Below are 23,684 nucleotides of genomic sequence, written 5' to 3'. Positions count from 1 at the left end.
CTCAGCCCACTCAGCGAACTCAGCGAACTCAGCGACGATGCGAGCGGTCGTGGCCCACGGGGCGGGCGACCTGCGCCTGGAGGAACGGCCGGTGCCGGAGCCCGGCCCCGGCGAGGTGGCGGTCGACATCCGCTACGGCGGGATCTGCGGCTCCGACCTGCACTACTGGCGGCACGGCGCGGTCGGCGAGTTCCGGCTGCGCGAACCGCTCGTCCTCGGTCACGAGATCGTCGGCCTGGTACGCGCGGCGGGCCCCGGCACTCAGGCCCCGCCACCCGGAACCCCGGTGGCCGTACACCCGTTGGCCTCCTGCGGCGCGTGCCGACAGTGCGCCGCGGGACGGCGCAACACCTGCCTGGACACCGGCTATCTCGGCAGCGCCGCCCGCAACCCCCACGTCCAGGGCGGCTTCGCCGAGGTCCTGGTGGTGCCCGCGGAACGGATTTTGCCCCTGCCCGAGGGCCTTGACCTGAAGCTCGCCGCGATCGCCGAGCCGGCGGCGGTCGCCTGGCACGCGGTACGACAGGCCGGCGACGTACGCGGCAAGCGGGTCCTGGTCACCGGTGCCGGACCGATCGGCTGCCTGGTGGTCGCGGCCCTGCGCGCCGCCGGTGCCGGTGAGATCACCGTGACCGACGTCCACGAGGCGCCGCTGGCCGTCGCCAAGCAGGTGGGCGCCGACTCGACCGTACGCATCGGCGGCCCCTCGAGCGGCGGGGACGGGCTGGAGGAACTGGCGGCGGACATCGCCATCGAGTCCTCCGGCAACCCCGCCGGGCTGCGCACCTGCGTGTACGGAGTGGACCGGGGCGGTCTGGTGGTGGGCCTCGGCCTGCTCCCGCCCGGGGACACCCCGGTCGCCGCGAACGCGCTGATCACACGGGAGCTGCGACTGGTCGGCTCCTTCCGCTTCGACACCGAGCTCGGCGAGGTACTGCGAGCCCTGGCCGACGGCCGCCTCCCGGTCGACCCGGTGGTGACCTCCGTACTCCCCGTGGCACACACCGGCGAGGCCTTCGAACTGGCAGCCGACCCGGCGCGGTCCTGCAAGGTGCTCCTCGACTTCGCGGATCCGACAACGCCCTGACGCGGTCCGGCCACGAGCCGGCCCCTCACCCGCCCGTCCCCTTTCTCCGTGGGAGTTGCGCATGTCCGGCACACCCGTACCCCGTCCCCGTCCCCGCGTCGCGGTGAGCCGCACCGGCCTGCCGGGCCCCGCCGTCCGGCGGCTCGCCGCGCGGTACGACGTCACCGCGTGGGAAGGGACGGCGCCACCCACCTCTGCCGAGCTGGGAACGCTGGTCCGAGGCTGCGAGGGGCTGCTCGTCCTCGGCAGCGACCGGGTGGACGCCGCCCTGCTGGACGCGGCCGGCCCCGGCCTCCGCGTCGTGGCACTGGCGTCGATGGGCTACGACGGCGTGGACGTCGAGGCCGCCGCCGCGCGCGGTGTGGTGGTCACCCACACCCCCGAGGTGCTCGCCGACACCACCGCCGACGTGTCGATGGCGCTGATCCTGATGGCACGGCGGCGGCTCGGCGCCAGCATGGACGCGTTGCGGCGCGGCGAGTGGGGCGCCTTCCGGATGGATGCCTTCCTGGGGCTCGACGTACAGGGCGCGACGCTCGGGCTGATCGGCTACGGACAGATCGCCAAGGCCCTCGCACGGCGGGCGGCCGGCTTCGGGATGCGGGTCCAGCACCACCATCCGCGCCGCAAGGAGGACGACGAGCTGTCCCGCTGGGTCACCTTCGACGAACTGCTGCGGACCAGCGACGTGGTGTCCGTGCACACCCCGCTGACACCCGAGACCGCCGGCATGATCGGCACGCCGGAACTCGCCCTGATGAAACCGACGGCGACGCTCGTCAACACCGGACGCGGCGGAATCGTCGACGAGGACGCTCTGCTCACCGCGCTGCGCGGCGGGAAGCTGCACTCCGCGGGCCTGGACGTGATGGTGGACGAACCGCGTACGGATCCGTCCGATCCGCTGTTCGCCGAACCGCACCTGGTGGTGCTGCCGCACGTGGGCTCGGCGACGGAGGCCACGCGCGCGGCGATGGTGGAGCTGGCGGCACGCAACATCGAGGCCGTACTGGACGGGGAAGAGGCACCAACCCCCCTGCCGGGGACCAGGGGACGGCCCGCGCAAGGAGCAACACAGCCCACGACCAACAGGACAACGCCGACCGCATCCCAATCCGGCTGACCGAGCACCGGGCCACCCACCGGACCGAGCACCGGGCCGAGCACCGGGCGGAGCCATCTGTCGTCGGCGGGCCAGGACAAGTCCGCCGCGGAAGCGGAGCACCTGCGACTGCTCAAGGGCAACGTCGGCTTCGTGGTCCTAGCCCGCTACATGCAGATTCTCTCCGGGAACCTCATCGAGCAGGTCGGCGTGCATGTCACCCACGCCGACACCTCGGCCGACCTGCAGCGCCGCGGTGCGGACGTGGAACGGGCCGTGCTCTCCCGAGCGGTGCAGTGGCACGCCGAGGACGGGGTGATCCGCCATGGCAACCACACCATCGTCTTCACCTGACGTGGGCGGTCAGTCGTCGGCGGGCGACACCCGGGTCACCTTGCCGTCGGTGTCGGCTTCCAGGTAGCCGGCCTGGCTGTATTTGTTCGTAAGGTAGACAGCCATTCCGGCCGGGGTGTCGAAGACGTCGTTGGGCTGTCTCACCATCAGGTAACGGGATTCCGGAACATCGACGTTGAGCTTCTTCTCCGCTTCTTTCAGGAGCGCCGGGACCTTGTCCCAGTTGAAGCCGTCAAGACTGACGGGCTGCTCGCCGCCGGCCAGGGAACCCGCGATGATGCCCTTCTTCACGCCCTCCCCGGGGCGATAGGTGTAGTAGTCGTACTTACTGTTGCTGCCGTTGACCATCAGCTGGGCCGACACGTAGTCCGTGTAGACGGTGAAGTCGCCGAACATGTCCCGGCCGGTCTCTTCCTTGAAGGCCTTGATGGCGGTGCGGATGCTGTCCGGGGTGAGCATGTCCGTGGTCTCCGCCTCCTGTGACTGCTGGGCGGCCGGGGCAGCGGTGGTCGGCGGGATGGTCGTTTCCGGGGCCGACGTGGAGGACGAGGCCCCCGCGTCCGAGTCACCCCTGAAAGGCAGGAGCCACCCCAGTAGGACCAGGGTGCCGGCGAGCGAGATCCCCGAGACGCTCAGCAGGACGGTGAGGCCGGGCGGGCGTCGGCGTTCGGCGCGCACGGGCGCGGTCGCCGGCTGAGGCATGGCCTGCCTCGGCCCGGGGTTGATCGGCGGCAGCCCGAACCCGGCCGGGGCAGCCGCACTGGTCGGATCGGGAATGTCGGTGCCGGAGAGAACGACCGGCGGCGCAGAGGCATCGGTCGGTGCGAACATGTCCGGCGCGGCAGTGACCCCCGGAAGTGAAGCGAACGGGGAGGCGGACGGCGCGCCCAACGGGTACGAGGTGGGCTCGTCGCGCCCGGCCACCGGACGAGCCGACCCGACATCGGCCTCGACCTCGGCGAGCATTCGGTCCAGCGCGGCGGCGGACGGCCGCGCCGACGGGTCCCGCACGAGCACGCTCATCAGGACGTCGCGCAGGGCACCGGCCCGCACGGGCGGCGGCACGTCGTCGTGGAGGACCGCGGCGAGGGTGGCCAGGGTGGTGCCCCGGCGCAGTGGGTGGTGGCCCTCCACAGCGGCGTACAACATCATCGCCAGCGACCAGAGGTCGGAGGCGGATCCGCCCTCGTGCCCCGAAATGCGCTCCGGTGCCATGAAGTCGGGCGTACCGATGATGGACCCGGTGGCGGTGAGGCTGGTGGTCTCGCGGATCGCGGCAATGCCGAAGTCGGTGAGGACGGGGCGCTTGTCGGGCCGCAGCAGGACATTGGCGGGCTTGACGTCCCGGTGCTGGATCCCGGCGTCGTGCGCGGCGACGAGCGCTGACAGCACCCCCCGGCCGATCCGCGCCGCCTCGGCCGGCGGCATCGGCCCCTGGGCCAGCCGGTCGGCCAACGAGCCGCCGCCGACCAACTCCATCACGATCCATGGGTAGGTGCCGTCGCCACCGTCGACTATGTGGTGAATGGTGACGACATTCGGATGGTCGATCCGGGCCAGCGCCCTGGCCTCGCGCAGCACTCGCTCACGCAGCATCCGCGCGCTGTCGGGATCGTATTCGGCGAGGTCCCGGTCGGGCGGACGGACCTCCTTGACGGCCACCAACCGGTGCAGCACCAGGTCCCGGGCCCGCCAGACCGTCCCCATCCCACCGCCACCGAGGCGGGCCTCCAACTCGAAGCGCCCGTCGACGACTCGTCTCCCGGCGCCTCTGTCTGCCTCACTCATGTGCGGGAGCTTAGTTGTCGCCACCGACACCGTTCGCAGCCCCCGGACGGGCCCGGGCCAGGCGTACCGGCCGCGGGTCGGCGACCATGCCACAGTTCGCGGCCGACGGGTGGTCAACTCCCTTGCGGAGCAGGTTCGATGGTGTGAAGGGCCGTGTCGCGCGCTGTTTGTGGATCACATCGCGAGACGCCTTTGCGTCATGCCCCTGACAGGGCGTTGTCTCGCACGGTGAGTACCGAACAGTCCGAACACCACGTCCGCGACGCCGTCGGCGATCGCTCCGCACGACGCGCTGTCACCGTCTTCCCGATCCTCGTTCTCGTGGCCGGTGCCGTAGGACTTCTGCTCCCGGGGAGCTTCACCGGCTGGGGCGAGGCGGTGCCGTACCTGCTGGGCGTGGTGATGTTCTGCATGGGCGTCACCATGACCCCTCAGGACTTCCGCGGTGTCGCCAAGCGGCCCTGGGCGGTGGCCCTCGGGCTGGTCGCGCATTACGTCATCATGCCGGGGCTCGGCTGGGCCATCGCCCACCTGCTCCAACTCCCGCCGCAGCTCGCAGCGGGCGTGATCCTCGTCGGCTGCGCCCCCAGCGGCACCGCTTCCAACGTGGTGACCTATCTGGCGCGCGGCGATGTGGCACTGTCCGTCTCCGTGGCCACCGTCTCCACACTCGTGGCCCCACTGGTCACCCCGACCCTGACGCTGCTGCTGGCGGGCGAGTACCTGCCGGTCGACGCCGGCTCCATGGTCACCGGCATTCTCAAGACGGTGCTGGTGCCGGTGCTCGCGGGCCTCGTCGTGCGGCTCCTGGCGGCCCGCCACATGGAGCGGGCCCTGCCGGTGCTGCCCTGGCTGTCCGCCCTGACCATCGGCGTGATCGTGACCGTGGTCGTCGCGGGCAGCGCCGATGCCATCAAGTCGGCGGCCCTGCTGGTCTTCGTCGCCGTCGTGCTGCACAACGGCCTCGGCCTGGCCCTGGGGTACGGCGCGGGACGGATCGCCCGGCTGGGCGAGCCGGGGAGCCGTGCCATGGCCTTCGAAGTCGGCATGCAGAACTCCGGGCTCGCGGCCTCGCTGGCCACCGCTCACTTCAGTCCGCTGGCCGCCCTGCCGGCCGCGGTCTTCTCCGTCTGGCACAACATCTCCGGTGCCCTGGCCGCCGCCTGGCTGTCCCGCCGGGCGCGATGAACGGCGTACGGGCGCCGGGGCCGGCCACCGCCCTCACGACGGCCGGCGTCCACACACCGACCACCGGCCACCGGCCACCGGCCACCGGCCACCGGCACGCCATAGCAGGAGTTGGCCCGATCGACGCCCCGGCGAAAGCGGCCCGATCGCTCGCGGGCGATCCGGACGACAACGCGACTCCTGCCCGCGTCTTCGGCAGCAACCCGCAGCCGGCTGACCGGCGTGCGCGGCGACGGGACGTCCCCGCGCACGCCCGTGGATCAGTCCACGATCACCACGCTGCGGGCAGCCGGTGCCGGGCGGGCAAGCGCAGCACCGAAGTTGCCCTCGACCTCCGCCTTCTCGGCCGCGTCCGGGTACGGGTTCGTGCACGAGACGCCGGCGCTGGAGCCCGACATCAGGCTGGTGCAGGGCCCGGGTTTGCGGTCCGGCAGGCCGAGGATGTGGCCGAGTTCGTGCGCCGAGATCCGGACCGTGTCGTAGCCCTCGTTGACGGCCTGTCGTCCGATGTAGACCGTTCCGTTGCCGAGCGAGGTGGTCAGCGCCCGGGGCCACCCGTCGTCGGCGAGGATCCGGATGTTGGCGCGCTGCCCGGCGGCCGCCGGGCGCAGCTCGACGGCGTCCACGCTCTCGTTCCAGATCGCCGCGCCCCGATCGACTGCGGTCTTGAACTCCGCCGACGCGCCGGCGTCATAGGTGACGACGCGGGCTGCAAGCAGCTGATCGCCGGAGCCCGGAGCAGCCGCGTACGCCTGGCCACCGGCCAGGGTGAGAGCCACCGTGACGGCAGCAGTGAAACCATGGACGAACGTGCGCCGGTACATGGTCGACCTCCTGTGGGGGGTGAGGTAGGCATGCTCATGTCACACACCGTCAAGCTCACTGCCCATCCCTCGCAGCCCCCAATCCGTCATTCGGGACCACCGAAGGCTCTTCCGCCCCGCACGTCGCCGAATCCGTGACGCCGACATCGCGCACGCGATCGCCGCCGGGCAGGCATCGCGGCGGACGCGCACGGTGGTCGGACCGGACGCAGTCACGTCGGCGACGATTGCGAGACCGTCCCGAGCAACATCCGGTCCCCCAGGGCGCCGTCACTGCCTGGTGCGGGACGCGGGCCCCTCGGCGGTGCTCGGCGAACCCGCACGATACGGACGTGATCAGTGCGCCGACGGCCGCCGTCCAGTCCCCTCTGCCCTACTCACGTTTCAACTCGCCCTCCCCCACCAGGTCGGAGGAACTGAAGAGGCCCCCGTCGGAGTCGTCGAAGGAGTAGCGGACAGTGTCGGTGTCCAGGCTGGTCAGCGAGATCTCCACCTCGTCGAGGCAGCCCCCGGTGCCGTAGGTGATGTGTTCGAGGGCGTCCACGCGATATGCCGTGCGGTGGCGCAGGGTCCAATACCCGCCGCAGGAGAGCTGCGGGTAGTCCACCTCGGCGACCCGCTCTCCGGCCTTCCCTCCGGTGTAGCGGATCCGGACGTCGTAGACGCTGGCCCCGTCGCCCTGGTTCACGGTGCCCCGCCAAGTGCCGACGAAGTCGAACTGCTGGGCCTCGGCCGAGGACGCTTTCGGCGTCGGTGTCGGTGTCTTCGAGGTGCTCGGCCGGGTTTCCTCGGACGGAGTGGGTGTGTCCGTGGGCGAACGGTCGTCGGCGGCGGCCGTGCTCGACAGCTGCGGCACGGCGGCCGCGTCGGCCTTGTCACCGGCGCCGTCGCGCAGGACCAGGGCGAGGGTCACGGCCAGCACCGCGGCCAGGGCGGTGCCCAGTCCGGCCAGCAGCTGCATCCTGGCCACCGGACGGCGCGGCGCAGGTGGTGTCCCGACTGGCTGCGGGACGGTGGTCGCATGGGGTCGGAGCGGTCCGGCGCCGGTGACGGTGGGCGCGTGGTGCAGGCCCGGGCCGCCGTCCACCTGGGTGGGCACCGGCCCTTCGAGGGTGAGTAGCCGCGCCGCTTCCTGTCCCAGCCGGGCGGTGAGCGTCGGCGGCAGCCAGACGTCCGGGGCGCCAGGGCCGAGGACGCGGGTCGTCTCGGCCTCGATCTCCTGCGTCGAGGGCCGGTTCGCAGGGTCGCGGTCAAGGCAGCGCTCGACAAGGCCGCGCAGAGGGCCGTCCAGGCCGTCCAGCCGGGGCGGTTCGCTGATCACCCGCATCAGCACCACGTGCGGGGCGTCGTCGTCGCTCCACTCGAACGGGCTGCGGCCGGTGGCGGCGTAGACCAGGACGGCGCCGAGGCCGAAGACGTCGCTCTTTTCTCCGACGTGTTCTCCGCGCACCTGCTCGGGCGACATGAACCCCGGCGATCCGATGATCGCGCCCGTGCGGGTGGCCACGCTGGAGTCGGTGGCCCGCGCGATCCCGAAGTCGATGACCCGGGGGCCGTCCAGGGTGATGAGTACGTTGGAGGGTTTGAGGTCCCGATGCAGAACGCCGAGGCCGTGGATCGCCGACAGGGTGGCGGCGAGGCCCCGGGCCAGGTGCCACACCGAGTCCGCCGGCAGGGGCCCGGACCATTCGTCCACGACCCGGTGCAGGGGCGGGCCGGGCACGAACTCGGTCGCGAACCAAGGGGTTTCGCCCTCCGTGTCGGAGTCCAGCACCGGCGCCGTCCCGGCGCCCGAGACTCGTCGTACGGCAGCGACCTCGCGGCGGAAGCGGCGGCGGAACTCGGGCTCCTCCGCCAGATGCGGATGGATCAGCTTCACGGCGACGGCCCGCCCGTCCTCGGCCCGGGCCAGGAACACCTGGCCCATTCCGCCGGAACCCAGCCGACCCATCAGCCGGAACCCGCCCAGCGCCGACGGGTCACCCGCCCGCAATGGCTTCATCGCTCAGTCCCATGTTCTGCGGGCACACGAACCCCCTCCACCGCGCCCCCGTTATGGTCACGGCCGGGCCATTCTGGCAGCTCACGTGATGGCCGGTCCCGGTTTTGACGGGTTCGCCGTCTTCACTCCGGTCCCAGGCGTGCAGTGCCGCAGGATTCCGTCGCCCGGTTGTGGTTCTGCTGCGGCGGTCGAGGCCGCCGGTGGGCACGCGAACCCCGAAGGCTGCCGGCTCCCCCTGCCCGGTCGCAGGGACGCGACGACAGTCGTTGTCCCGGCCCGGGCGAAGTCGCGCGGAGGCGCCGTCCCTCCATAACGAGGGCCGTCCGGCGGCTTTCTGAGTGGCAGGGGCGGTCACGGCGCGTCCCCACGGTCCGGAGTAGGGCGCGGGCCGAGGCATGGAACACCACTGAGACGTATCGGCTACCGGGAGGCGCCTGACCGGGTTTCTCCTGCGGGAGTTCGTCTCGCGCCCGTCCTCGCGTTTAGCCACTGCGCGCCGACGTCCATCGCTGCACGCTTCGGCCGAAGCCGGCCCGACCTGCGCCGGATCGCATCACAGCGGCGGTTTCGATTCCGTGCATTCACCGCCGCGGAGAGGGAAGACGCGGATCCAGGGCGAGTCGCTTGTGAGTGCACGAGAGTCAGGAGGGCCTGCCGGCGAGTGCAGCCTTCGAAAGGAGTCCCAGTGACCACGTACGTCATCACCGTCCCCGGCACGTTCCTCCGAGGAGTGCCCGACGGCGTGTGCTCGGACATCGAGCGCAGGCTTCGGCCCCAGGACCCCAAGAACACGGATCTCGGGGAGAGCGAGGAGTTGAGTCTGCTCACGGTGGACGAGGAGGGCATGTTCGCCGCCCGGGTCGAGGTCGAGGCCGGTGATCAGTCGGGGGCCGAGGCCGAAGCGGTGCGCCTGGTCTCCCGCGCCCTGCGGGACAGTGGCTTCGCCGAGGAGGACGCTCCGTTGGGCGCGGCGATCGTGACCGGCATCGACCGCGAGTTCTGAGGCGCGGTTCCTTCGTGGATCCACGGCACGTTGATCCATGACACGTTGATCCGCGGCAGGACGTGCACCGTTTCGAGAGGTTCGCGTCCATCCCTACGGCGTGAGAGCTCCCAGGCTTCCGCATCGCCGGTCGGCGGCCGACGACGGTGGCGGAGCATCGCCGTCCGGTTCACGGCTCGTTATGGGGATGGCGTCGCACCGGTCCGCGCGCGAGGATGCTCCTTCGCGGAGTAGGTCCGCCGCGCGGTTCCGGTCCGTTCCCCGGGCCATGTGCGGGGAGCACAGACGAGGCCGGCAGTTGAACCTCGAGGGAGCCTTGGGATGGGTTCACACGCAGCGCCGCACCATCACAGCAGGCGAGTTCTGTTGATGTCCGTGGGCCTGATGCTCGTGGCCACAGTCCTGGGGCTTCCCCGGGCCGACGGGGCACCCGCTTCGGCCGACGCCTGCCACACCACGGGCGTGAATCTGCCCCGCGGTGACTGCGGACCCTTCTGGCAGGTCCTTGCGGAGGACTTCAACGGCGACCGGGTGCCGCTGGGCGCGTTCAGCGACTGCGATCACTACGTCGACACATCCGCCGCTTACTGCGGGGGCCTGAGTGGGAAGTACCGCGACAACTGGTGGGCATATCCGACCGGTTGGCCTGACACCGCCGACAGCCGGGGCCGGGACGTGGTCGGCGTCTACCATCCGGAGGACACCGTGAGCATCGGTCCCGCGGCGGACGGCGACGGGCGGATGTCCATACGGATGTGGCGACCCGGCGACGGAGGCCCCGTGCATGCGGCGGCGTTGGTGCCTCGTGCGGTCATGCAGATGAAGTACGGCAAGTACAGCGCACGCATCAAGGTGACGACACTGGCACCCGGATACAAGTCCGCCTGGCTGCACTACGGCGGTGGCTGCGAGATGGACCATCCAGAAGGCGAATGGACCGGCTCGCTGACTGCCTTTCACCATCCGTGCGGCGGCGGCGAGCAAGGCTACTTCCCGGGCAGTGACGACTGGACCGAGTGGCACACCGTGTCCACGGAGTGGACGCCGGGCAACGTGCGGTTCTTCGTCGATGGCCGACAGACAGGGCACGACACCCGCGACGTACCGGATCACCCATTGTCCTGGGTGCTGCAGAACGAAAGCGCCCTGGAGGGACCCGGGGCCGCTCCAGGCAGCACCGCACAGCTCGACGTCACTTGGGTCGCTGCGTACGCATACGGTTGGAAGTGATCGTGCCGCTCCCGCCGGTCGCGGTGTGGGGCGGTGCGGTGCGGCGGTGGTGATGGTGATGGTGAAGCCACGCCCCCGGGAAAGATCGGGGCAGGACAGCGGGTCGCCGGCCATCAGGGATAGGACGTGATGCGGGCGACGCGGGCGTGAAGCAGACGGGGAGAAGCTTCGAAACCGTGGCGGGAGTAGGCCGGGATCGCGCGGGAACTGGAGTGCACGGTGACCCGTTCGAGTCCGAGTTCCCGGGCACGGGCCAGGACCGCGTCGATGAGTTGGCCGCCCAGGCCGCCGTCTCGTTCGCCGGGAACGACGTATACGCACTGCAGATCGCCTGAGGCCCGCTGCAGGGCGCGTGGGCTCGGCACCCGCGCAAGGACCGCAAGCCAGGCCATGCCGATGATCACCTGACCGCGGACCAGGACCATACAGCGATGTGATGACGTGTTCTCCCTCGCCCACGTGACGAAGTGCTGCACGAACTCTTCATGCCCGGTGACGGGAACGTCTTCGCTTTCGAGGATCCACTGCCATCGAAGCTCAGCGACGACGTCGAGTTCATGCGGGACGGCCGGACGAATAGTGATGTCGTTGTCCATCCGCGCATTGTGCGTGGTCCGGCCGATGTCATGGAGCGAACCGATCCTGCTCCGCCTCGCATACGCCTATGCCTACGCCTACGAACAAGCCGGCCGCGTCCGCCGACCGCCGACCTACCGACAGCCCGACATCGGCTTCTGACAATCCGGCGACATGCACGCGACTCCACGAGTGCGCAGGCCCCGGGGGAGGTGCGAGTCCTGCGCGGTAGCGTGGCGATCATGGTGGAGGTGGATTGGGAGATGCGGCCGGCGTCGGTGGCGGACATCGAGGCAGTCGCCGAGTTGCGTGCCGTGGTGCTACGGGCGGACCTGGAACGACTCGGGCGGTACGACGAACAGCGAGTGCGGCAACGGCTGCGCGAGGGGTTCGATCCGTCGTACACCTGGGTGATAGAGGTGAGTGGCGCGTTGGCCGGCTGTGTGGCGCTGCGACCGGCCAAGGACGCTCACTGGCTGGAGCACTTCTACCTGGCCCCGCATCTGCAGGGCAGCGGTATCGGTTCGGGCGTGCTGCGCGGACTGTTGGAGCGGTGCGACCGCGACGACGTTCTTGTCCGGTTGAACGTGCTGCAGGGCAGTCCGGCCAGACGGCTGTACGAGCGGAACGGGTTCACTCTCGACACCGAGGATCCGGTGGACGTGTTCATGGTGCGCAAGCCCGTCCGGTCGGAGTGGCTGCCCGACGAACTCGGCTTCGGTTCAAGTACTCCTACGCTCAGCTCACGAGCGGGTGGAATCGGAGCCTGAACGCGCAGCACGGGTGGTGCTGCCGCAGCCATTGCTGCCTCACGCAGTGGCCAGGTCACAGCGGCCCGCGCAGCCTTGCAAGCGGCCAGGGCGCTGCCCGCCCTCCAAACCGGCCGCAGCTCGCCAGGAGCTCTGATCAGCTCGTCCTCCCGGCGCCCGGGACGCCGTTCGGCTACAACAATGGCTGACACAATGGGATGGATCGGCTCTGATGGCGGATGAGCCTGGGGGCCGTCTTGAGCCGTCGCGTCCCGGCCTCAGGCCGCGCAACGGTACCGATGCGATGCCGTGCAGCGGTACCGACGCGATGCCGCGCAGCGATACCGATGCGATCCCGCGGATGAGGTGCTCGGAGCGGGGAACCTGGGCGGGGACGGAGGCGTTGTCGTCTGGGAGCGGAGTGGACCGACCTGCCCCTCCGTGAAGGGAACGGGAAGACACATGAGCGACAAGGCCCGGGAGCTGTTCGACGCGCTCGACCTCGACCACAACGGGACCCTGAGCCGTGAAGAGGTGATCATCGCCTTGCGGACGAAGGGCCCGTCTCTGGCCGCATCGGGGGTTCTGCCGTTCTGGGGACTGGGAGACACCGAGGCCTCCTCCGCGCTGTTCGATGCCGCTGACCAGAACGGGGACGCCGTGGTGACCCTGGAGGAGTTCGCGGCGGTGGTGGACCGGCGTTTCGGCTGGCACTGACGCCCGGTCGACCGCCGCGGCGCGGTCGGTGAAGTGTGTGCTCGAGGATGGACCGGCCACCGTCGGATCGCGTGGATCCCGACGGCGGACTTCCATGGCGCCTCGCGTGGGCACCAGCTTCGACGCCCCTGGGTGACACCCGTCCCACATGGTCAGGGTCGGCCCGTGGTGCGACGCTGGAGTGGAACGGTGCCCGAGGAGGGACGCCCAGGAGGACCGATGGGACGCGACGTCCCGGCGCTGGTCTTCACTCGCGAGGACCGCCGCCGGTATCGGATCAAGATGCAGGATTGCCTCGACGCGTTCGCACAGATGCTGCGCGAGTCGCGGTTCGAGTCCGAGCGGCCGCAGGTCGGGCTGGAGATCGAGCTGAACCTGGTCGACGACCGGGCTGAGCCGGCGATGCGGAACAGCGATGTGCTCGAGGCGATCGCGGACCCCGCCTGGTCCACCGAGCTGGGCCGGTTCAACCTCGAGATCAATGTTCCGCCCCGTCGTCTGACAGAGGGCGGCCCCGATGCGTGGGAGTCCGAGATCCGCGCCGCGCTGAATCACGCCGAAGAACGCGCCAGGGCGGTCGGCGCGCACCTGATCATGATCGGAATCCTTCCTACGTTGCGGCAGAAGGACATCGGTGAGGCAGCGCTCTCGGAGAACCCCCGCTACCGACTGCTCAACGACCAGGTCTTCGCGGCGCGGGGCGAGGACCTGCGGATCGAGGTGGACGGCGTGGACCGGCTGCGGATCTACGCCGACACGATCACCCCGGAGGCCGCGTGCACCAGCACCCAGTTCCACCTCCAGGTCTCCCCGGAGGAGTTCCCCGACTACTGGAACGCGGCGCAGGCGATCGCCGGGGTCCAGGTCGCGCTGGCGGCGAATGCGCCCTTTCTGTTCGGCAGGGAACTGTGGCACGAAACCCGTATCCCGCTGTTCGAGCAGGCAACCGACACCCGGCCGCAGGAGATCAAGGTGCAGGGCGTGCGGCCCCGGGTGTGGTTCGGGGAGCGGTGGATCAACAGCGTCTTCGATCTTTTCGAGGAGAACCTGCGCTACTTCCCGGCGCTCCTGCCCGTCTGCGACGAACAGGAGCCCGCGGAGACGCTGGACCAGGGCGACATCCCCGAGCTGGGCGAGCTCACCCTGCACAACGGGACCATCTACCGATGGAACCGCCCTGTCTACGCGGTCGCCCACGATCTGCCGCACGTGCGAGTGGAGAACCGGGTGCTGCCCGCCGGCCCGACCGTCGCCGACACCCTTGCCAACGGCGCGTTCTACTACGGCCTCACCCGCGCCCTGGTGGACGAGGAACGACCGGTGTGGTCGCGGATGTCCTTCTCGGCCGCCGAGGAGAACCTGCACACGGCGGCGCGGCACGGTATCGAAGCGTCACTGTACTGGCCGGGCATGGGCGAGGTGCCGGTGCCCGAGCTGGTCCTTCGGCGTCTGCTGCCTCTGGCGCACCAGGGGCTGGAGCACTCCGGCATGGACGCGGCCTGGCGCGAGCCGCTGCTCGGCATCATCGAGCAGCGGTGCGTCACCGGCCGCAACGGAGCAGTCTGGCAGAAGGAGATGCTCCATCATCTGGCCGCCTCCACCCGTTCCAGCCGCCACGAGGCCCTGCGGCGGATGACGCAGATGTACAGCGACTACATGCATCTCAACGCCCCGGTCCACACATGGCCCGTCGACTGACCCGGGCCGTCCGGCTGCGAAGGTTCCGGCAGTGGACTCACCCCTCGCCGCAGCTGCCGCATATCGACAGGTCCCCTTGACCACCACGGCCTCCTGGCACCACACTCCCCCGGCGCATGTTCCCCTCTCCTCCCCGGGGTGCGCGACGGTCCGGCTCGGTGGAATCTGAGGATCATGCAGCGTAAGGGTGGAACGGGCGGCGCAGGGCACGACGTGGAGACAGTTCTCGACGAGCTCTACACCACACCGCCTTCCGACTTCGTCGCCCGCCGGGAAGAGCTGGCTGCCGAGGCCAGGGCGGCCGACCTCGTGGACGAGGCCCGCCGGATCCATGCCGCCCGCCGCCCGACCCTCGCGGCCTGGGCAGCGAACCTGCTGCTGCGCGCCCAGCCCGAGGAGCGCAAGAGCTTCCTGGAGCTGGGGCGAGCGCTGCGCGAGGCCTATCGGACTCTGGACTCGGACGGCATCAAGGGACTGTCCGAGCAGCGCCGCAGCATCGTCTCCGTCCTGACCCTGCAGGCCGCCCGACTGGCTGGCGAAGCCGGCCATCGGCTGTCCGACACGGCCCAGCAGGACGTCGCAGCCACCCTGCGCGCCGTGCTCGCCGATCAGGACGCGGCCGACCAGTGGGCCACCGGCAGGCTGGAGTCCGGCCTCGACCCGCCGTCGGCGTTTCCGTCCGGCACCGCCCCGGCGGCCGGTCCAGCCCGCAAGCCGCCCAGGCCCGCGGCGGCACCTCCGTCATCGCGACCGCGGGCGAAGGACGAACTCGCCGAGTCCCGGCGCCGCCGACAGGTGGAACTCACCCAGGCCAAGAGGACGGCCAAGGCGGCCGCACGGAGTCTTGGGAAACAGCGCGCAGCGCAGGCGGAGGCGGACACGGTGCTGCAGCAGGCACGTGACCAGCACGAGCAGGCCCGTCGGCAGGTGGCCGCTGCCGAGCAGCAGCTGCAGCAGGCGCGCGAGGAACTCCAGCGAACCGCAGATCAGGAGCAGGAGGCCAAGGACCGGCGTCAGGCGGCTGCTGATGCCTTGGACGCTGCCGAACAGGAGGCGCGCGAGGCCGAGCAGGAGGTGGAACGACTGGCCGCACCCGTCGAATAGGCACCTCTTGGGAGCCGGAGTGACCGGGCTCCGCTTGTGCGCGGGCCGGCAGGCGTCGGGCCCATGGAAGCGCCGGCTGAAGCCGACGACACCAGCAGGCCCCGACAGGTGGTCGACCACCAACTTCCGCTCAGAGCCGCCACGCGCGGCGGTGGCCGAGCCGGGTGACCGTGGCCTTGCCGTCCGTGCCCGTCGTGGGCCAGGTTCGGCCGGCCTGAGCCACTGCGACGCATCAAGTCGCTTGGCAAGCAAGGAACATGACAGCCACGATGATCCACATGACAGGATTCGCGGGACTGAACAAAGAGCACAACTTCGTGTTGCTCATCCGAGACACGGACCTGGTCGCGGCGGCCCTGCGTCAGGCGCTGGCCGAAGCCTCTCCCGAGGAGCGGCCGGGTCTGGAGCGCGCCGCCGCACTCGTCGAGTCCACCGCCACCACCTCCGAAACGCAGCTGCGCGCCCGCTGGGTCCGCTCCCGGCTGGCCGCAGTCGGCTTCACGGGGGACATCGCCTCGGTCGCGGCGGTGAAGGCGTTGCGCAAGGCGGAGCCGAAGCTGAGCCTGCTGGCGGCGGTGCAACTGCAGAAGGAGGCGGTGGCTCATCCGGAGTGATCCGGACGAGCCACCGCAGCACGCGCGGGCGGGGGACTGCTGAGGCATTGCCGAGAGCCCTGCCTCAGCAGGAGCCCATAGCGGGAGCCGGAGGACTCACCCTTCGAAAAGCACCGACCCCCACCACGCCGAAGCAGTCATGGACGCCTGGCAGCGCGGGCCACCGACGGCATCCAGCCTCAGCACCGGCCGACATCGTCGGCCCCGGGTGAACCGGGCGATCCGGCCGTAGCAGTGCCCGGCACCCGGGGCTGCCTGACAGACATGCCCGTCACCTTCCACCGGAGATCGCCCATGACTGCTCGGCAACCCCTCACCTACGACGCCTTCATCGAGCTGGCCGTCGCCGACACCGCCGTCGTCGGCCTCGTGCTCAAGGGCTCCCACGCCCATGAGGGCATGGTCACCGAGCACTCCGACCACGACCTGTACGTCGTCCTCGCCGATGACGCGACCACGCATCTCACCCGGTTCCGGGGCCATCGCACCCCCGGGCTCGACCTCGTCGTCGTGTCCCTCACCGCGTTCCGCACGGCCGGCATGCCAGGCTTCGAGCGCTACGCCCTTGCCCGCGCCCGGATCGTGCTCGACCGGCTTGACGGAGGCATCGCCCGGATCCTGGCCGCCAAGGCACACCTCGGAGTCGACGAGGCATTCCAGGACTCCGGTGGATGGCTCGACGCATATGCCAACTCCCTCTTCCGGTCCGTCAAGAACGCACGCGACGGTCATCTGCTCGCCGCCCGCCTCGACGCCGCCGACAGCATGCGGTTCCTGCTGGAGTTGCTCTTCGCCCTCGACCGGCGCCCGCGTCCCTACAACAAGTACCTGGAGTGGGAACTCGCTCGACACCCGCTGCCCGGCTGGGACACCGACCTGCTGCTCAGCACCGTGGACGGCATTTCACAGACAGGTGACGTCCCCCTGCAACGACAGCTCTTCGCCCGCGTCGAGGCGGCGGTCCGGCCGGCCGGACACGGAGCGGTTCTGGACGCGTGGGGCAAAGACCTCGACCTGATGCGCCCCCGATGAACGGCCCCGCACCCAACAGCCCGGTCCAGCTCCGGCTCCACCACGAAGCGGAAGATGCGCGCCGTGTGACCCGAGCCTTCAGGCAGACCTGATCAAGGTCGCCCAGACCGCGTTTCCGCCGGTGAGCCGCGATCGGTCGACTCCCCAGGCGTGGGCGATCTCCTGTACCAGGAACAGGCCTCGGCCGTTCTCGTCCTCGGGCCCCGCCTCGCACGGGGGCAGGGTGCTGCCCGGACAGCCGTGGTCGTGCACTTCCACGCGGAGGCAGTTGTCCGCGACGAACCCGATGCCGCACAGGACGCGCATGCCGGGTGTGTGGCACACGGCGTTGGTGGCCAGCTCCGACACGAGCAGCACCGTGTCCGCAGACATCTCACAGGGCAGGCGCCAGGCGGCCAGGCGTGCCTGCATCGAGTGGCGGGCGATTCTGATGTTGGACCTGTGCGCGGGCAACTCGATCCAGTGCGTACGTTCCGGGCTCATGACATCTAAGAGCTGGGGGGAGGAAGTCGTGTGGGGGGACACGCTTGTCGCCTTCCATCTGGAGGGGCGCAGTGGGGAGACAGGACCGGGCAACGGTCCCGCCGGGAGAGGGGGTGGTCCCGGCAGGAACGGCCGCGTGAAATCGAGGCTTCGGCGCACGCCAACTCCGCATGATGGCACGGTTGTTGACAACGATGCCATCGAGGCCGACGAGATCGCTCACACAAGTAACTATGCTCGTAGGCAAGTTCACACTGCAACCGTCTCCCTGATAATTTCACCGCGATGGTATCCGCTTGGCAGCATCATCAAGTCGCTGTCAGACTTGCGCTGGTGATGACCCATCAGGAGGTGGCGCAGTGAGCGAGGCTCGTTCAGGTGGGGGCACCAGCGCACCGACCGTCCTGCGCATGATCCTCGGCCGGCGGCTTCAGGACAGGCGGCTCGGCGCGGGCGTGTCGCTGGATGATGCGGCAAAGGCCCTGCGGGTGACGTCGTTGACCATCCGCCGTCTGGAGAAGGCGGAGGTCGGCCTCAAGCCCCTGTACGTGGAGAAACTGCTGCAGACCTACGGGGCCGGCCAGCAGGAGATCGACGAGTTCGTCGACCTCGCCGACCGGGCCAACGAGCCCGGCTGGTGGCACGCCTACCGCGACGTGGTGCCGAGCTGGTTCACCGGTTACGTGAGCCTGGAGAGCGGGGCCAAGACCCTGCGCACCTATGAGCCCCACTATGTCACCGGGCTGCTGCAGACGTACGGGTACGCGCGCGCCGTCTTACGCGGGGGTTTCCCCAACGACAGCGAGGAGGACCTGGAGCGCCGGGTCTCTCTGCGGCTGCGCCGCCAGAGCCTCTTGGAAAAGGCCGACGCCCCCACGCTCTGGGTGGTGATGGAAGAGGCGGTCCTGCACCGGGTGGCGGGCAGCGCGGAGATCATGCGGGAGCAGATCGACCGGCTCCTGGAGGTCTCGGAGCTGGACCATGTCAGCGTCGACATCGTGCCGTTCACCGCAGGGGCACACGTCGGAGCTTGTGCCCCCTTCACGTACTTCCGGTTCGAGGAACCGGAGCTGCCCGACATCGTCTACAGCGAAATCCTGTCCGCCTCCGTCTACCTGGACCAGCGCTCCGATGTCGCGGCCCATCTCGAGGCGCACAACCGGATGTCGCTGCTGACCTCTTCCGCGGACAGCAGGGCGCTCCTGAACCGCATGCGAAAGGAGTATTCATGACCATCGTCGACGGCGGTGTCTACAACGGCATGCCCGCCTCCGACCTCGGCGAGCAGGGCTGGGAATGCCCCTGGAGCGGACCCAACGGGGGCCAGTGCGTGGAAACCAAGCAACTCGCCGACGGCCGCATCGCGTTGCGGCAGTCGACCGATCCCACCGGTCCCGCGCTGATCTACACACCGCAGGAGATCGCCGCCTTCGTCCAGGGGATCAAGAAGGGCCTCGCCGATCACCTGGCGGTCGGCTGAACCGAACCGCAAGCGGGAAGGATCCGAGCCGGCCCCGGCCGTGACCCGCCCGGCACACCACGCACACCACCGAAGGGAACAGGATGAGCAACACCCGCGCCGCACGGGGCATAGACACCAGCAGGCCGCACTCCGCCCGCATGTACGACTACTACCTCGGCGGCAAGGACCACTTCGACGTCGACAAGCAGGCCGCCGAGACCGTCGCCGCGGCCTACCCCGGCATCTTCGTGTGCGCCCGCGAGAACCGGGCCTTCATGCACCGGGCCACCCGTGTGCTCGCCCAGGAGCACGGCATCCGTCAGTGGCTCGACATCGGCACCGGTATTCCCACCGAGCCGAACCTGCACCAGGTGGCCCAGAGCGTGGTCCCCGAAGCGCGCGTGGTGTACGCCGACAACGACCCCCTGGTCCTCAAGTACGCCGAACGCCTCATGCGCAGCACTCCCCAGGGCCGCACCACGTACATCGAAGCGGACGTCAACGACCCGGAGGCGCTGCTCAACGCCCCCGAACTGGCCGAGGTCCTGGACCTGGACCGGCCCGTGGCGTTGTCGCTGAACGCCCTCATGCACTTCGTCACGGACGCCCAGGACCCGTACGGAATCCTCGACCGCCTGCTCGGCGCCCTCCCGTCGGGCAGCGCGCTGGCCCTCAGCCACTGCACGCCCGACTTCGACCCGCCCACCTGGCAGAAGGTCACCGACATCTACACCGCCGCCGGGACGCCGGTGCAGTTCCGCTCCCAGAAGGACGTGGCGCGCTTCTTCGACGGACTCGACCTGCTCGACCCCGGCGTCACCGTCGGCCACCGCTGGCGGCCCGACGCGTCGAACGGGGACGAGTCCGCACAAGCGCCCACGGACGCCACCGTCAGCCTGTGGACCGGGGTGGGCATCAAGCCCTGACCAGCCGGTACCGCCCGCTCACGAGTCAGGTGGGGGCGCCGGACAGCGGCAGGCGGGTGCGACCCTGACCGAAGCCGGCCAGCGCCGATCCGCGTCGTGGTCGCCCCTCCCATCGCGTCCGACCCGCCCTCGCCGCGCCGACAGGTACGGCGCCGACTGGAGTTCCGGCACCGGCTGCGCCGCCCAGTGCTTCCGGGGCGACGACCACTGGAGCGACCAGGCCGGCAACACCCGACCTTCACGTTCACCGGCACCCGGCTCGCCCTGCTGTCCGTGCGCGGCACCGGCGACGGAATCGCAGCCGTGGGGGCACCCAAGGGCCCGACCACTCATGCTCTCCGTCGGCCGTCTTCGCCGCCAACCCCGGTGGGCCCGTATGCTCCGTCTCGGGTCGTTGTCAGGCGCAAGTCACCACGTACGAGCAGGCAGAGGACTCCGCCGATGAACCTGGGCAGCCATTTCACTCAGCGCCTACTGCGCCTTCCCCCGCCGCCCACCAGGGATCTGGTCGTCCATCGTGACCTGCGGGTGCCGATGCGCGACGGGGCCGTTCTGCTGGCCGACCGCTGGGCCCCGAAGTCCGGCGGCGACGGCTTGGCGACCGCGCTCCTTCGCATTCCGTACGGCAGGGCGGGCATGGCGGCAGGGCCGATGGTCAGGCCGCTGGCCGAGCGCGGCTTCCAGGTGCTGATCCAGAGCACCCGCGGGACGTTCGGCTCCGGCGGCGTCTTCGACCCGTTCCGGCACGAGCGCGAGGACGGGCTGGACACCCTGGAGTGGGTGATCAAGCAGCCCTGGTTCGGCGAGTCGATGGTGCTGTTCGGGACCAGCTACCTCGGCTACGTCCAGTGGGCGGTGGCCGACCGGCTGCCACCACAGGTCAAGGCGATGGTCCTTTCGGTGTCGGAATCGGCCCTCTCCCTGGAGTTCCTCCGCAAGGACGGATTCTCCCTGGAGACACCGTTCGGCTGGGGTGTCATGGTCGCCGGCCAGGAACGCCGTTGGGCGATGCCGCGTCAACTGCTGGGGGCGAAACGGGTGCGGCGCGCCATGGACACGTTGCCGCTCGACCAGGCCGATGCCGCCGCCTTGGGTCACCGCTCCGACTACATCCAGGACGTCCTCGCCCACGACGCCGACACGCCGCGATGGGCGGAGCTCGACCACAGTCACCGGATAGCCGGCCTCACGGCACCGGTGAGTTCGGTCGGCGGCTGGTACGACATCTTCCTGCCCGGCCAACTCCGCGACTTCCAGGCCGTGCAGGCGGCCGGACAGCAGGCCCGGCTCACCGTCGGCCCCTGGTCGCACATCTCCAGGGACCTGGGGGTCACGGCGACCGCCGAGGCCCTCGACTTCGGGCTGGCCCACGCCCGCGGCGAACAGCCGCCCGAGCGTGCCCCGGTGCGCCTTTTCGTCATGGGCGAGGACAACTGGCGCGACTTCCCCTCCTGGCCGCCGCCCGGATACGCTCCGCAGCGCTTCCACCTGCACCCGGCCGGCACCCTGACCGCCACCCCGCCGGGTGAGTCCGCGCCGGACGACTACCACTACGACCCGGCCGACCCGACCCCGGCCGTCGGCGGGGTGCGCTTGGCCCCCGGCGTCAAGGCGGGCCGCGTCGACAACACCGCACTCGAAGCCCGGCCGGACGTGCTGACCTACACCACCGCCACACTCGACACGGACGTCGAGGTGATCGGCGAGGTCACTGCCGAGATCTGGTTCCGCTCCAGCCTGCCCTGCGCGGACGTGTTCGTCCGACTGTGCGACGTGGACGAGGAGGGTCGCTCGACCAATGTGTGCGACGGCCTGATCAGCCTGACCGAAGCCGACCGGACTTCGTGTGCGACGGTGCGCCTGTGGCCGACGGCGTACCGCTTCCGGCACGGTCACCGCATCCGGGTCCAGGTCTCCAGCGGCGCCTTCCCCCGCTACAACCGCAATCCGGGCACCGGCGAACCCAGGGCAACCGCCACCACTCTCCGCGCCGCCGATCAGGAGGTGTTCCACGAGCCCGCGCACCCGTCCGCGGTGATCCTGCCAGTCCGGCAGCCGATCGATTAGCACCTGTCCGGGCGATCACGCGCCGTCTCATGACTGTGCGGAGTGCTCAGCGATCCGTTGGGCCTTCGTCGACACCGACGACACCACCCGCGCCGAACCGGCCGGCATCACCACCGCCCTCGGCACCCTGCGCCGAGCACCGTTGACCGGCCGTGCTGCGCACCGGCGTCAGGCGCGGGCGAGTTCGGCAGCTCCGAAGGAAACGTCGAAGCGGTCGCACCAGATACTGACGCTGGTGTAGCGGGCGGGGTCGATGCCGTCGGGCAGGGGGTAGTTCTGACTGCCCTTGTTGCCCTTGAGTCTGCCGAGGCTGACGTACTCCCCGTCGTCGAAGACGTGCCACCCCGCCTTCCCCTCCTTCACCGGTGCGTCGGTCAACCACACGCGCAGGTCCGGCCCGTTGCTGGTGTCGAGGTCCTCCAGCCGGACGACGTGGGAGCCGTCGGCCAGCCGTACGAGCTTCACCGTGCCCGACGTCGCGTGCTCGTGGCTGATCAGCTCACCGCTCGCGAGGGCCCGCGGCCCGGCAGCCGAAGAGGACGGCTCGGAGGGTGCTTTCGAGGGCGCAGCCACAGGCCCGGAGGTCTGCACGATGCCACCGGGCAGGGCCTCCTCGACGGTCTCGTCCTGCCACAGCTTCCACGGCTGGAACCAGTACAGCCCGAAGCCGGCTCCGACGACGACCACCACCAGCGCTCCGATGACCCACGGCCTGGTCAGTACCCTCCGCACGCGCCCCATCCCCGCCTCATCTCTTGCAGGTTGCCTGTCCGTCCCATTCAACGGAAGAGTGCGGCCGCCCCATAACCCCGCAGGAGATGACGGAATCCTTACGTCGTCCTCGCGCTTCCCCTACGCGTGTTGGCGGGCGCCAGGATTCCCGGGGCGACGGCGCTGCGGCACAGACGAGGAACCGCGATCACCGTCGGCTCTCCTCGGCCGCCGCCCGCCTCGGATCGGCGGCGCGGATCAGCTGACGCAATGCCCCGTAGTAGACCTCGTCGTCGGTCACGGCGGGCACGATCGCGGCGAGGTGGCCGGTCAGCGCCGGGAACTCCTCCGGGTCGAGCGCAGCCAGTGCGATGCGCGTGGCGGCCTGGGCGGCCTTGGGGTCGCGGTGGTCGACGAAGCTCGCGCTGCCGAGGGTGAGCAGGTACATCCGCCGGTACGCGGTGATCGCCTCCACCGGGTTCATGCCGGCCGCGAGGCTGTCGGCCAGCTGCGGCTCCACCAGGCGGGCCAGCAGGTTCGGCCCGAGCCATGGGCGCGTCCCGCGCAGGGCGAGCAGCCCCGGGTGAGCCGCGAGCAGCCGGAACAGCGCGACGAACCGCGTCTCGGTGGCCGTCGCCCAGTCGGTGCCGGGCTCGATCGCGGGCAGGCGGGCGGCCAGATGGTCGGTGCACAGGTCCAGAAGTCCGGCCAGGTCGGTGCAGCGGCGTTGGAGAGAGGCGAGGGAGATGTCCAGCCGCGCGGCCAGCGCACGGAAGGTCAACGCCTCGGGACCGCCCTCGTCGACCAGGAGAAGGGCGCTCTCGGCGATACGGCCCGGGGTCGCACGGTCCAGGGAAGGTGAGTGGCGCGGCATGCGAGTCACTGTACGATACGTCGTATCGAAAACCCAGTCGAGTACTCGCTGCCACGGCGCCACCGTCGGGCCACCGACGGCCGACCCACCGCC

General features: G+C 70.3%; 23 protein-coding genes. 16 read left to right on the top strand and 7 right to left on the bottom strand.

Features of this window, described 5'->3' with window-relative positions; all coding sequences use genetic code 11:
- Window positions 1-37: 37 nt before the first annotated feature.
- From ADK57_RS09325 to ADK57_RS09315, 3 genes are all read left to right on the top strand, one after another.
- The gene (locus tag ADK57_RS09325; protein WP_053748893.1) at window positions 38-1,087 is read left to right on the top strand and encodes an L-idonate 5-dehydrogenase; all 1,050 of its coding nucleotides are present in this window, start codon (window positions 38-40) and stop codon (window positions 1,085-1,087) included.
- Between the two features lie 61 nt (window positions 1,088-1,148).
- Window positions 1,149-2,210, top strand: coding sequence for a 2-hydroxyacid dehydrogenase (locus ADK57_RS09320; protein ID WP_053748892.1), 1,062 nt, complete (start codon window positions 1,149-1,151; stop codon window positions 2,208-2,210).
- Between the two features lie 132 nt (window positions 2,211-2,342).
- Window positions 2,343-2,543, top strand: a complete 201-nt coding sequence (locus tag ADK57_RS09315; RefSeq protein WP_234390063.1) for a hypothetical protein — start codon at window positions 2,343-2,345, stop codon at window positions 2,541-2,543.
- A 9-nt stretch (window positions 2,544-2,552) separates the two neighbouring features.
- Here the strand turns inward: ADK57_RS09315 and ADK57_RS09310 are convergent, their stop codons facing one another.
- On the bottom strand, window positions 2,553-4,331 hold the full coding sequence (locus ADK57_RS09310) for a serine/threonine-protein kinase (RefSeq protein ID WP_053748890.1): 1,779 nt from the start codon (window positions 4,329-4,331) through the stop codon (window positions 2,553-2,555).
- 228 nt (window positions 4,332-4,559) lie between these two features.
- Between ADK57_RS09310 and ADK57_RS09305 the strand changes: the two genes are divergently transcribed.
- Complete coding sequence (locus ADK57_RS09305; RefSeq protein ID WP_234390062.1) at window positions 4,560-5,519, top strand: bile acid:sodium symporter family protein; 960 nt, start codon at window positions 4,560-4,562, stop codon at window positions 5,517-5,519.
- A gap of 260 nt (window positions 5,520-5,779) precedes the next feature.
- Here ADK57_RS09305 and ADK57_RS09300 read toward each other — a convergent pair whose 3' ends face one another.
- Together ADK57_RS09300 and ADK57_RS09295 are read right to left on the bottom strand one after the other, a co-directional pair.
- On the bottom strand, window positions 5,780-6,343 hold the full coding sequence (locus ADK57_RS09300) for a snapalysin family zinc-dependent metalloprotease (RefSeq protein ID WP_053748888.1): 564 nt from the start codon (window positions 6,341-6,343) through the stop codon (window positions 5,780-5,782).
- A 373-nt stretch (window positions 6,344-6,716) separates the two neighbouring features.
- The gene (locus ADK57_RS09295; protein ID WP_078973027.1) at window positions 6,717-8,345 is read right to left on the bottom strand and encodes a serine/threonine protein kinase; all 1,629 of its coding nucleotides are present in this window, start codon (window positions 8,343-8,345) and stop codon (window positions 6,717-6,719) included.
- A 685-nt stretch (window positions 8,346-9,030) separates the two neighbouring features.
- On the opposite strand from ADK57_RS09295, the gene ADK57_RS09290 reads away from it, so the two are divergent.
- Window positions 9,031-9,348 carry a hypothetical protein gene (locus ADK57_RS09290; RefSeq protein WP_053748886.1) on the top strand — a complete coding sequence of 106 codons (318 nt, stop codon included), beginning with the start codon at window positions 9,031-9,033 and terminating at the stop codon, window positions 9,346-9,348.
- A gap of 321 nt (window positions 9,349-9,669) precedes the next feature.
- On the top strand, window positions 9,670-10,578 hold the full coding sequence (locus tag ADK57_RS09285) for a glycoside hydrolase family 16 protein (protein WP_053748885.1): 909 nt from the start codon (window positions 9,670-9,672) through the stop codon (window positions 10,576-10,578).
- 113 nt (window positions 10,579-10,691) lie between these two features.
- Here ADK57_RS09285 and ADK57_RS09280 read toward each other — a convergent pair whose 3' ends face one another.
- Window positions 10,692-11,174 carry a GNAT family N-acetyltransferase gene (locus tag ADK57_RS09280; protein WP_053748884.1) on the bottom strand — a complete coding sequence of 161 codons (483 nt, stop codon included), beginning with the start codon at window positions 11,172-11,174 and terminating at the stop codon, window positions 10,692-10,694.
- A gap of 222 nt (window positions 11,175-11,396) precedes the next feature.
- Here ADK57_RS09280 and ADK57_RS09275 point away from each other — a divergent pair, with 222 nt between their 5' ends.
- The 6 genes from ADK57_RS09275 (at window position 11,397) to ADK57_RS09250 (ending at window position 17,068) form a co-directional block, all read left to right on the top strand.
- On the top strand, window positions 11,397-11,924 hold the full coding sequence (locus ADK57_RS09275) for a GNAT family N-acetyltransferase (RefSeq protein WP_078973032.1): 528 nt from the start codon (window positions 11,397-11,399) through the stop codon (window positions 11,922-11,924).
- Window positions 11,925-12,365: 441 nt separating this feature from the next.
- Window positions 12,366-12,620 (top strand): EF-hand domain-containing protein, encoded by a 255-nt coding sequence (locus tag ADK57_RS09270; protein WP_053748883.1) that lies wholly within the window; start codon window positions 12,366-12,368, stop codon window positions 12,618-12,620.
- Between the two features lie 219 nt (window positions 12,621-12,839).
- A complete protein-coding gene (locus ADK57_RS09265) occupies window positions 12,840-14,318 on the top strand; it encodes a hypothetical protein (protein WP_053748882.1) in 1,479 nt (492 codons plus the stop codon).
- Between the two features lie 174 nt (window positions 14,319-14,492).
- Window positions 14,493-15,422, top strand: coding sequence for a hypothetical protein (locus ADK57_RS09260; RefSeq protein ID WP_053748881.1), 930 nt, complete (start codon window positions 14,493-14,495; stop codon window positions 15,420-15,422).
- 278 nt (window positions 15,423-15,700) lie between these two features.
- Window positions 15,701-16,036 (top strand): hypothetical protein, encoded by a 336-nt coding sequence (locus tag ADK57_RS09255; protein WP_053748919.1) that lies wholly within the window; start codon window positions 15,701-15,703, stop codon window positions 16,034-16,036.
- Between the two features lie 294 nt (window positions 16,037-16,330).
- Window positions 16,331-17,068, top strand: a complete 738-nt coding sequence (locus ADK57_RS09250; protein ID WP_053748880.1) for a hypothetical protein — start codon at window positions 16,331-16,333, stop codon at window positions 17,066-17,068.
- Window positions 17,069-17,146: 78 nt separating this feature from the next.
- Here the strand turns inward: ADK57_RS09250 and ADK57_RS09245 are convergent, their stop codons facing one another.
- Window positions 17,147-17,551: an ATP-binding protein gene (locus ADK57_RS09245; protein ID WP_053748879.1), complete on the bottom strand. Its 405-nt coding sequence runs from the start codon at window positions 17,549-17,551 to the stop codon at window positions 17,147-17,149.
- Between the two features lie 359 nt (window positions 17,552-17,910).
- Between ADK57_RS09245 and ADK57_RS09240 the strand changes: the two genes are divergently transcribed.
- The 4 genes from ADK57_RS09240 (at window position 17,911) to ADK57_RS09225 (ending at window position 22,006) form a co-directional block, all read left to right on the top strand.
- The gene (locus tag ADK57_RS09240) at window positions 17,911-18,783 is read left to right on the top strand and encodes a helix-turn-helix domain-containing protein (RefSeq protein WP_053748878.1); all 873 of its coding nucleotides are present in this window, start codon (window positions 17,911-17,913) and stop codon (window positions 18,781-18,783) included.
- Complete coding sequence (locus ADK57_RS09235) at window positions 18,780-19,031, top strand: DUF397 domain-containing protein (protein ID WP_053748877.1); 252 nt, start codon at window positions 18,780-18,782, stop codon at window positions 19,029-19,031. Before ADK57_RS09240 ends, ADK57_RS09235 begins: the two co-directional genes overlap by 4 nt.
- A gap of 83 nt (window positions 19,032-19,114) precedes the next feature.
- Window positions 19,115-19,939: an SAM-dependent methyltransferase gene (locus ADK57_RS09230; RefSeq protein ID WP_053748876.1), complete on the top strand. Its 825-nt coding sequence runs from the start codon at window positions 19,115-19,117 to the stop codon at window positions 19,937-19,939.
- 441 nt (window positions 19,940-20,380) lie between these two features.
- Window positions 20,381-22,006, top strand: a complete 1,626-nt coding sequence (locus ADK57_RS09225; RefSeq protein ID WP_053748875.1) for a CocE/NonD family hydrolase — start codon at window positions 20,381-20,383, stop codon at window positions 22,004-22,006.
- 168 nt (window positions 22,007-22,174) lie between these two features.
- On the opposite strand, the gene ADK57_RS09220 is transcribed toward ADK57_RS09225, so the two are convergent.
- Complete coding sequence (locus tag ADK57_RS09220; RefSeq protein WP_053748874.1) at window positions 22,175-22,747, bottom strand: DM13 domain-containing protein; 573 nt, start codon at window positions 22,745-22,747, stop codon at window positions 22,175-22,177.
- Window positions 22,748-22,925: 178 nt separating this feature from the next.
- Window positions 22,926-23,591, bottom strand: coding sequence for a TetR/AcrR family transcriptional regulator C-terminal domain-containing protein (locus ADK57_RS09215; RefSeq protein WP_053748873.1), 666 nt, complete (start codon window positions 23,589-23,591; stop codon window positions 22,926-22,928).
- Window positions 23,592-23,684 lie beyond the last annotated feature (93 nt).

The sequence above is a fragment of the Streptomyces sp. MMG1533 genome (genome assembly GCF_001279775.1).
GTDB lineage: Bacteria > Actinomycetota > Actinomycetes > Streptomycetales > Streptomycetaceae > Streptomyces.
The sequence above is the reverse complement of the archived record's forward strand: the minus strand, read 5'-3'. Positions and strand labels throughout refer to the sequence as shown.

Bases quoted from the DNA above. Each gene is read 5' to 3' on its own strand.
- ADK57_RS09265 (WP_053748882.1), top strand. From the start codon at position 12,840: ATGGGACGCGACGTCCCGGCGCTGGTCTTCACTCGCGAGGACCGCCGC.
- ADK57_RS09280 (WP_053748884.1), bottom strand. From the start codon at position 11,174: ATGGACAACGACATCACTATTCGTCCGGCCGTCCCGCATGAACTCGAC.
- ADK57_RS09285 (WP_053748885.1), top strand. From the start codon at position 9,670: ATGGGTTCACACGCAGCGCCGCACCATCACAGCAGGCGAGTTCTGTTG.
- ADK57_RS09215 (WP_053748873.1), bottom strand. From the start codon at position 23,591: ATGCCGCGCCACTCACCTTCCCTGGACCGTGCGACCCCGGGCCGTATC.
- ADK57_RS09255 (WP_053748919.1), top strand. From the start codon at position 15,701: ATGACAGGATTCGCGGGACTGAACAAAGAGCACAACTTCGTGTTGCTC.
- ADK57_RS09270 (WP_053748883.1), top strand. From the start codon at position 12,366: ATGAGCGACAAGGCCCGGGAGCTGTTCGACGCGCTCGACCTCGACCAC.
- ADK57_RS09230 (WP_053748876.1), top strand. From the start codon at position 19,115: ATGAGCAACACCCGCGCCGCACGGGGCATAGACACCAGCAGGCCGCAC.
- ADK57_RS09260 (WP_053748881.1), top strand. From the start codon at position 14,493: ATGCAGCGTAAGGGTGGAACGGGCGGCGCAGGGCACGACGTGGAGACA.
- ADK57_RS09235 (WP_053748877.1), top strand. From the start codon at position 18,780: ATGACCATCGTCGACGGCGGTGTCTACAACGGCATGCCCGCCTCCGAC.
- ADK57_RS09220 (WP_053748874.1), bottom strand. From the start codon at position 22,747: ATGGGGCGCGTGCGGAGGGTACTGACCAGGCCGTGGGTCATCGGAGCG.
- ADK57_RS09310 (WP_053748890.1), bottom strand. From the start codon at position 4,331: ATGAGTGAGGCAGACAGAGGCGCCGGGAGACGAGTCGTCGACGGGCGC.
- ADK57_RS09275 (WP_078973032.1), top strand. From the start codon at position 11,397: ATGGTGGAGGTGGATTGGGAGATGCGGCCGGCGTCGGTGGCGGACATC.
- ADK57_RS09225 (WP_053748875.1), top strand. From the start codon at position 20,381: ATGAACCTGGGCAGCCATTTCACTCAGCGCCTACTGCGCCTTCCCCCG.
- ADK57_RS09295 (WP_078973027.1), bottom strand. From the start codon at position 8,345: ATGAAGCCATTGCGGGCGGGTGACCCGTCGGCGCTGGGCGGGTTCCGG.
- ADK57_RS09300 (WP_053748888.1), bottom strand. From the start codon at position 6,343: ATGTACCGGCGCACGTTCGTCCATGGTTTCACTGCTGCCGTCACGGTG.
- ADK57_RS09245 (WP_053748879.1), bottom strand. From the start codon at position 17,551: ATGAGCCCGGAACGTACGCACTGGATCGAGTTGCCCGCGCACAGGTCC.
- ADK57_RS09325 (WP_053748893.1), top strand. From the start codon at position 38: ATGCGAGCGGTCGTGGCCCACGGGGCGGGCGACCTGCGCCTGGAGGAA.
- ADK57_RS09320 (WP_053748892.1), top strand. From the start codon at position 1,149: ATGTCCGGCACACCCGTACCCCGTCCCCGTCCCCGCGTCGCGGTGAGC.
- ADK57_RS09250 (WP_053748880.1), top strand. From the start codon at position 16,331: ATGACTGCTCGGCAACCCCTCACCTACGACGCCTTCATCGAGCTGGCC.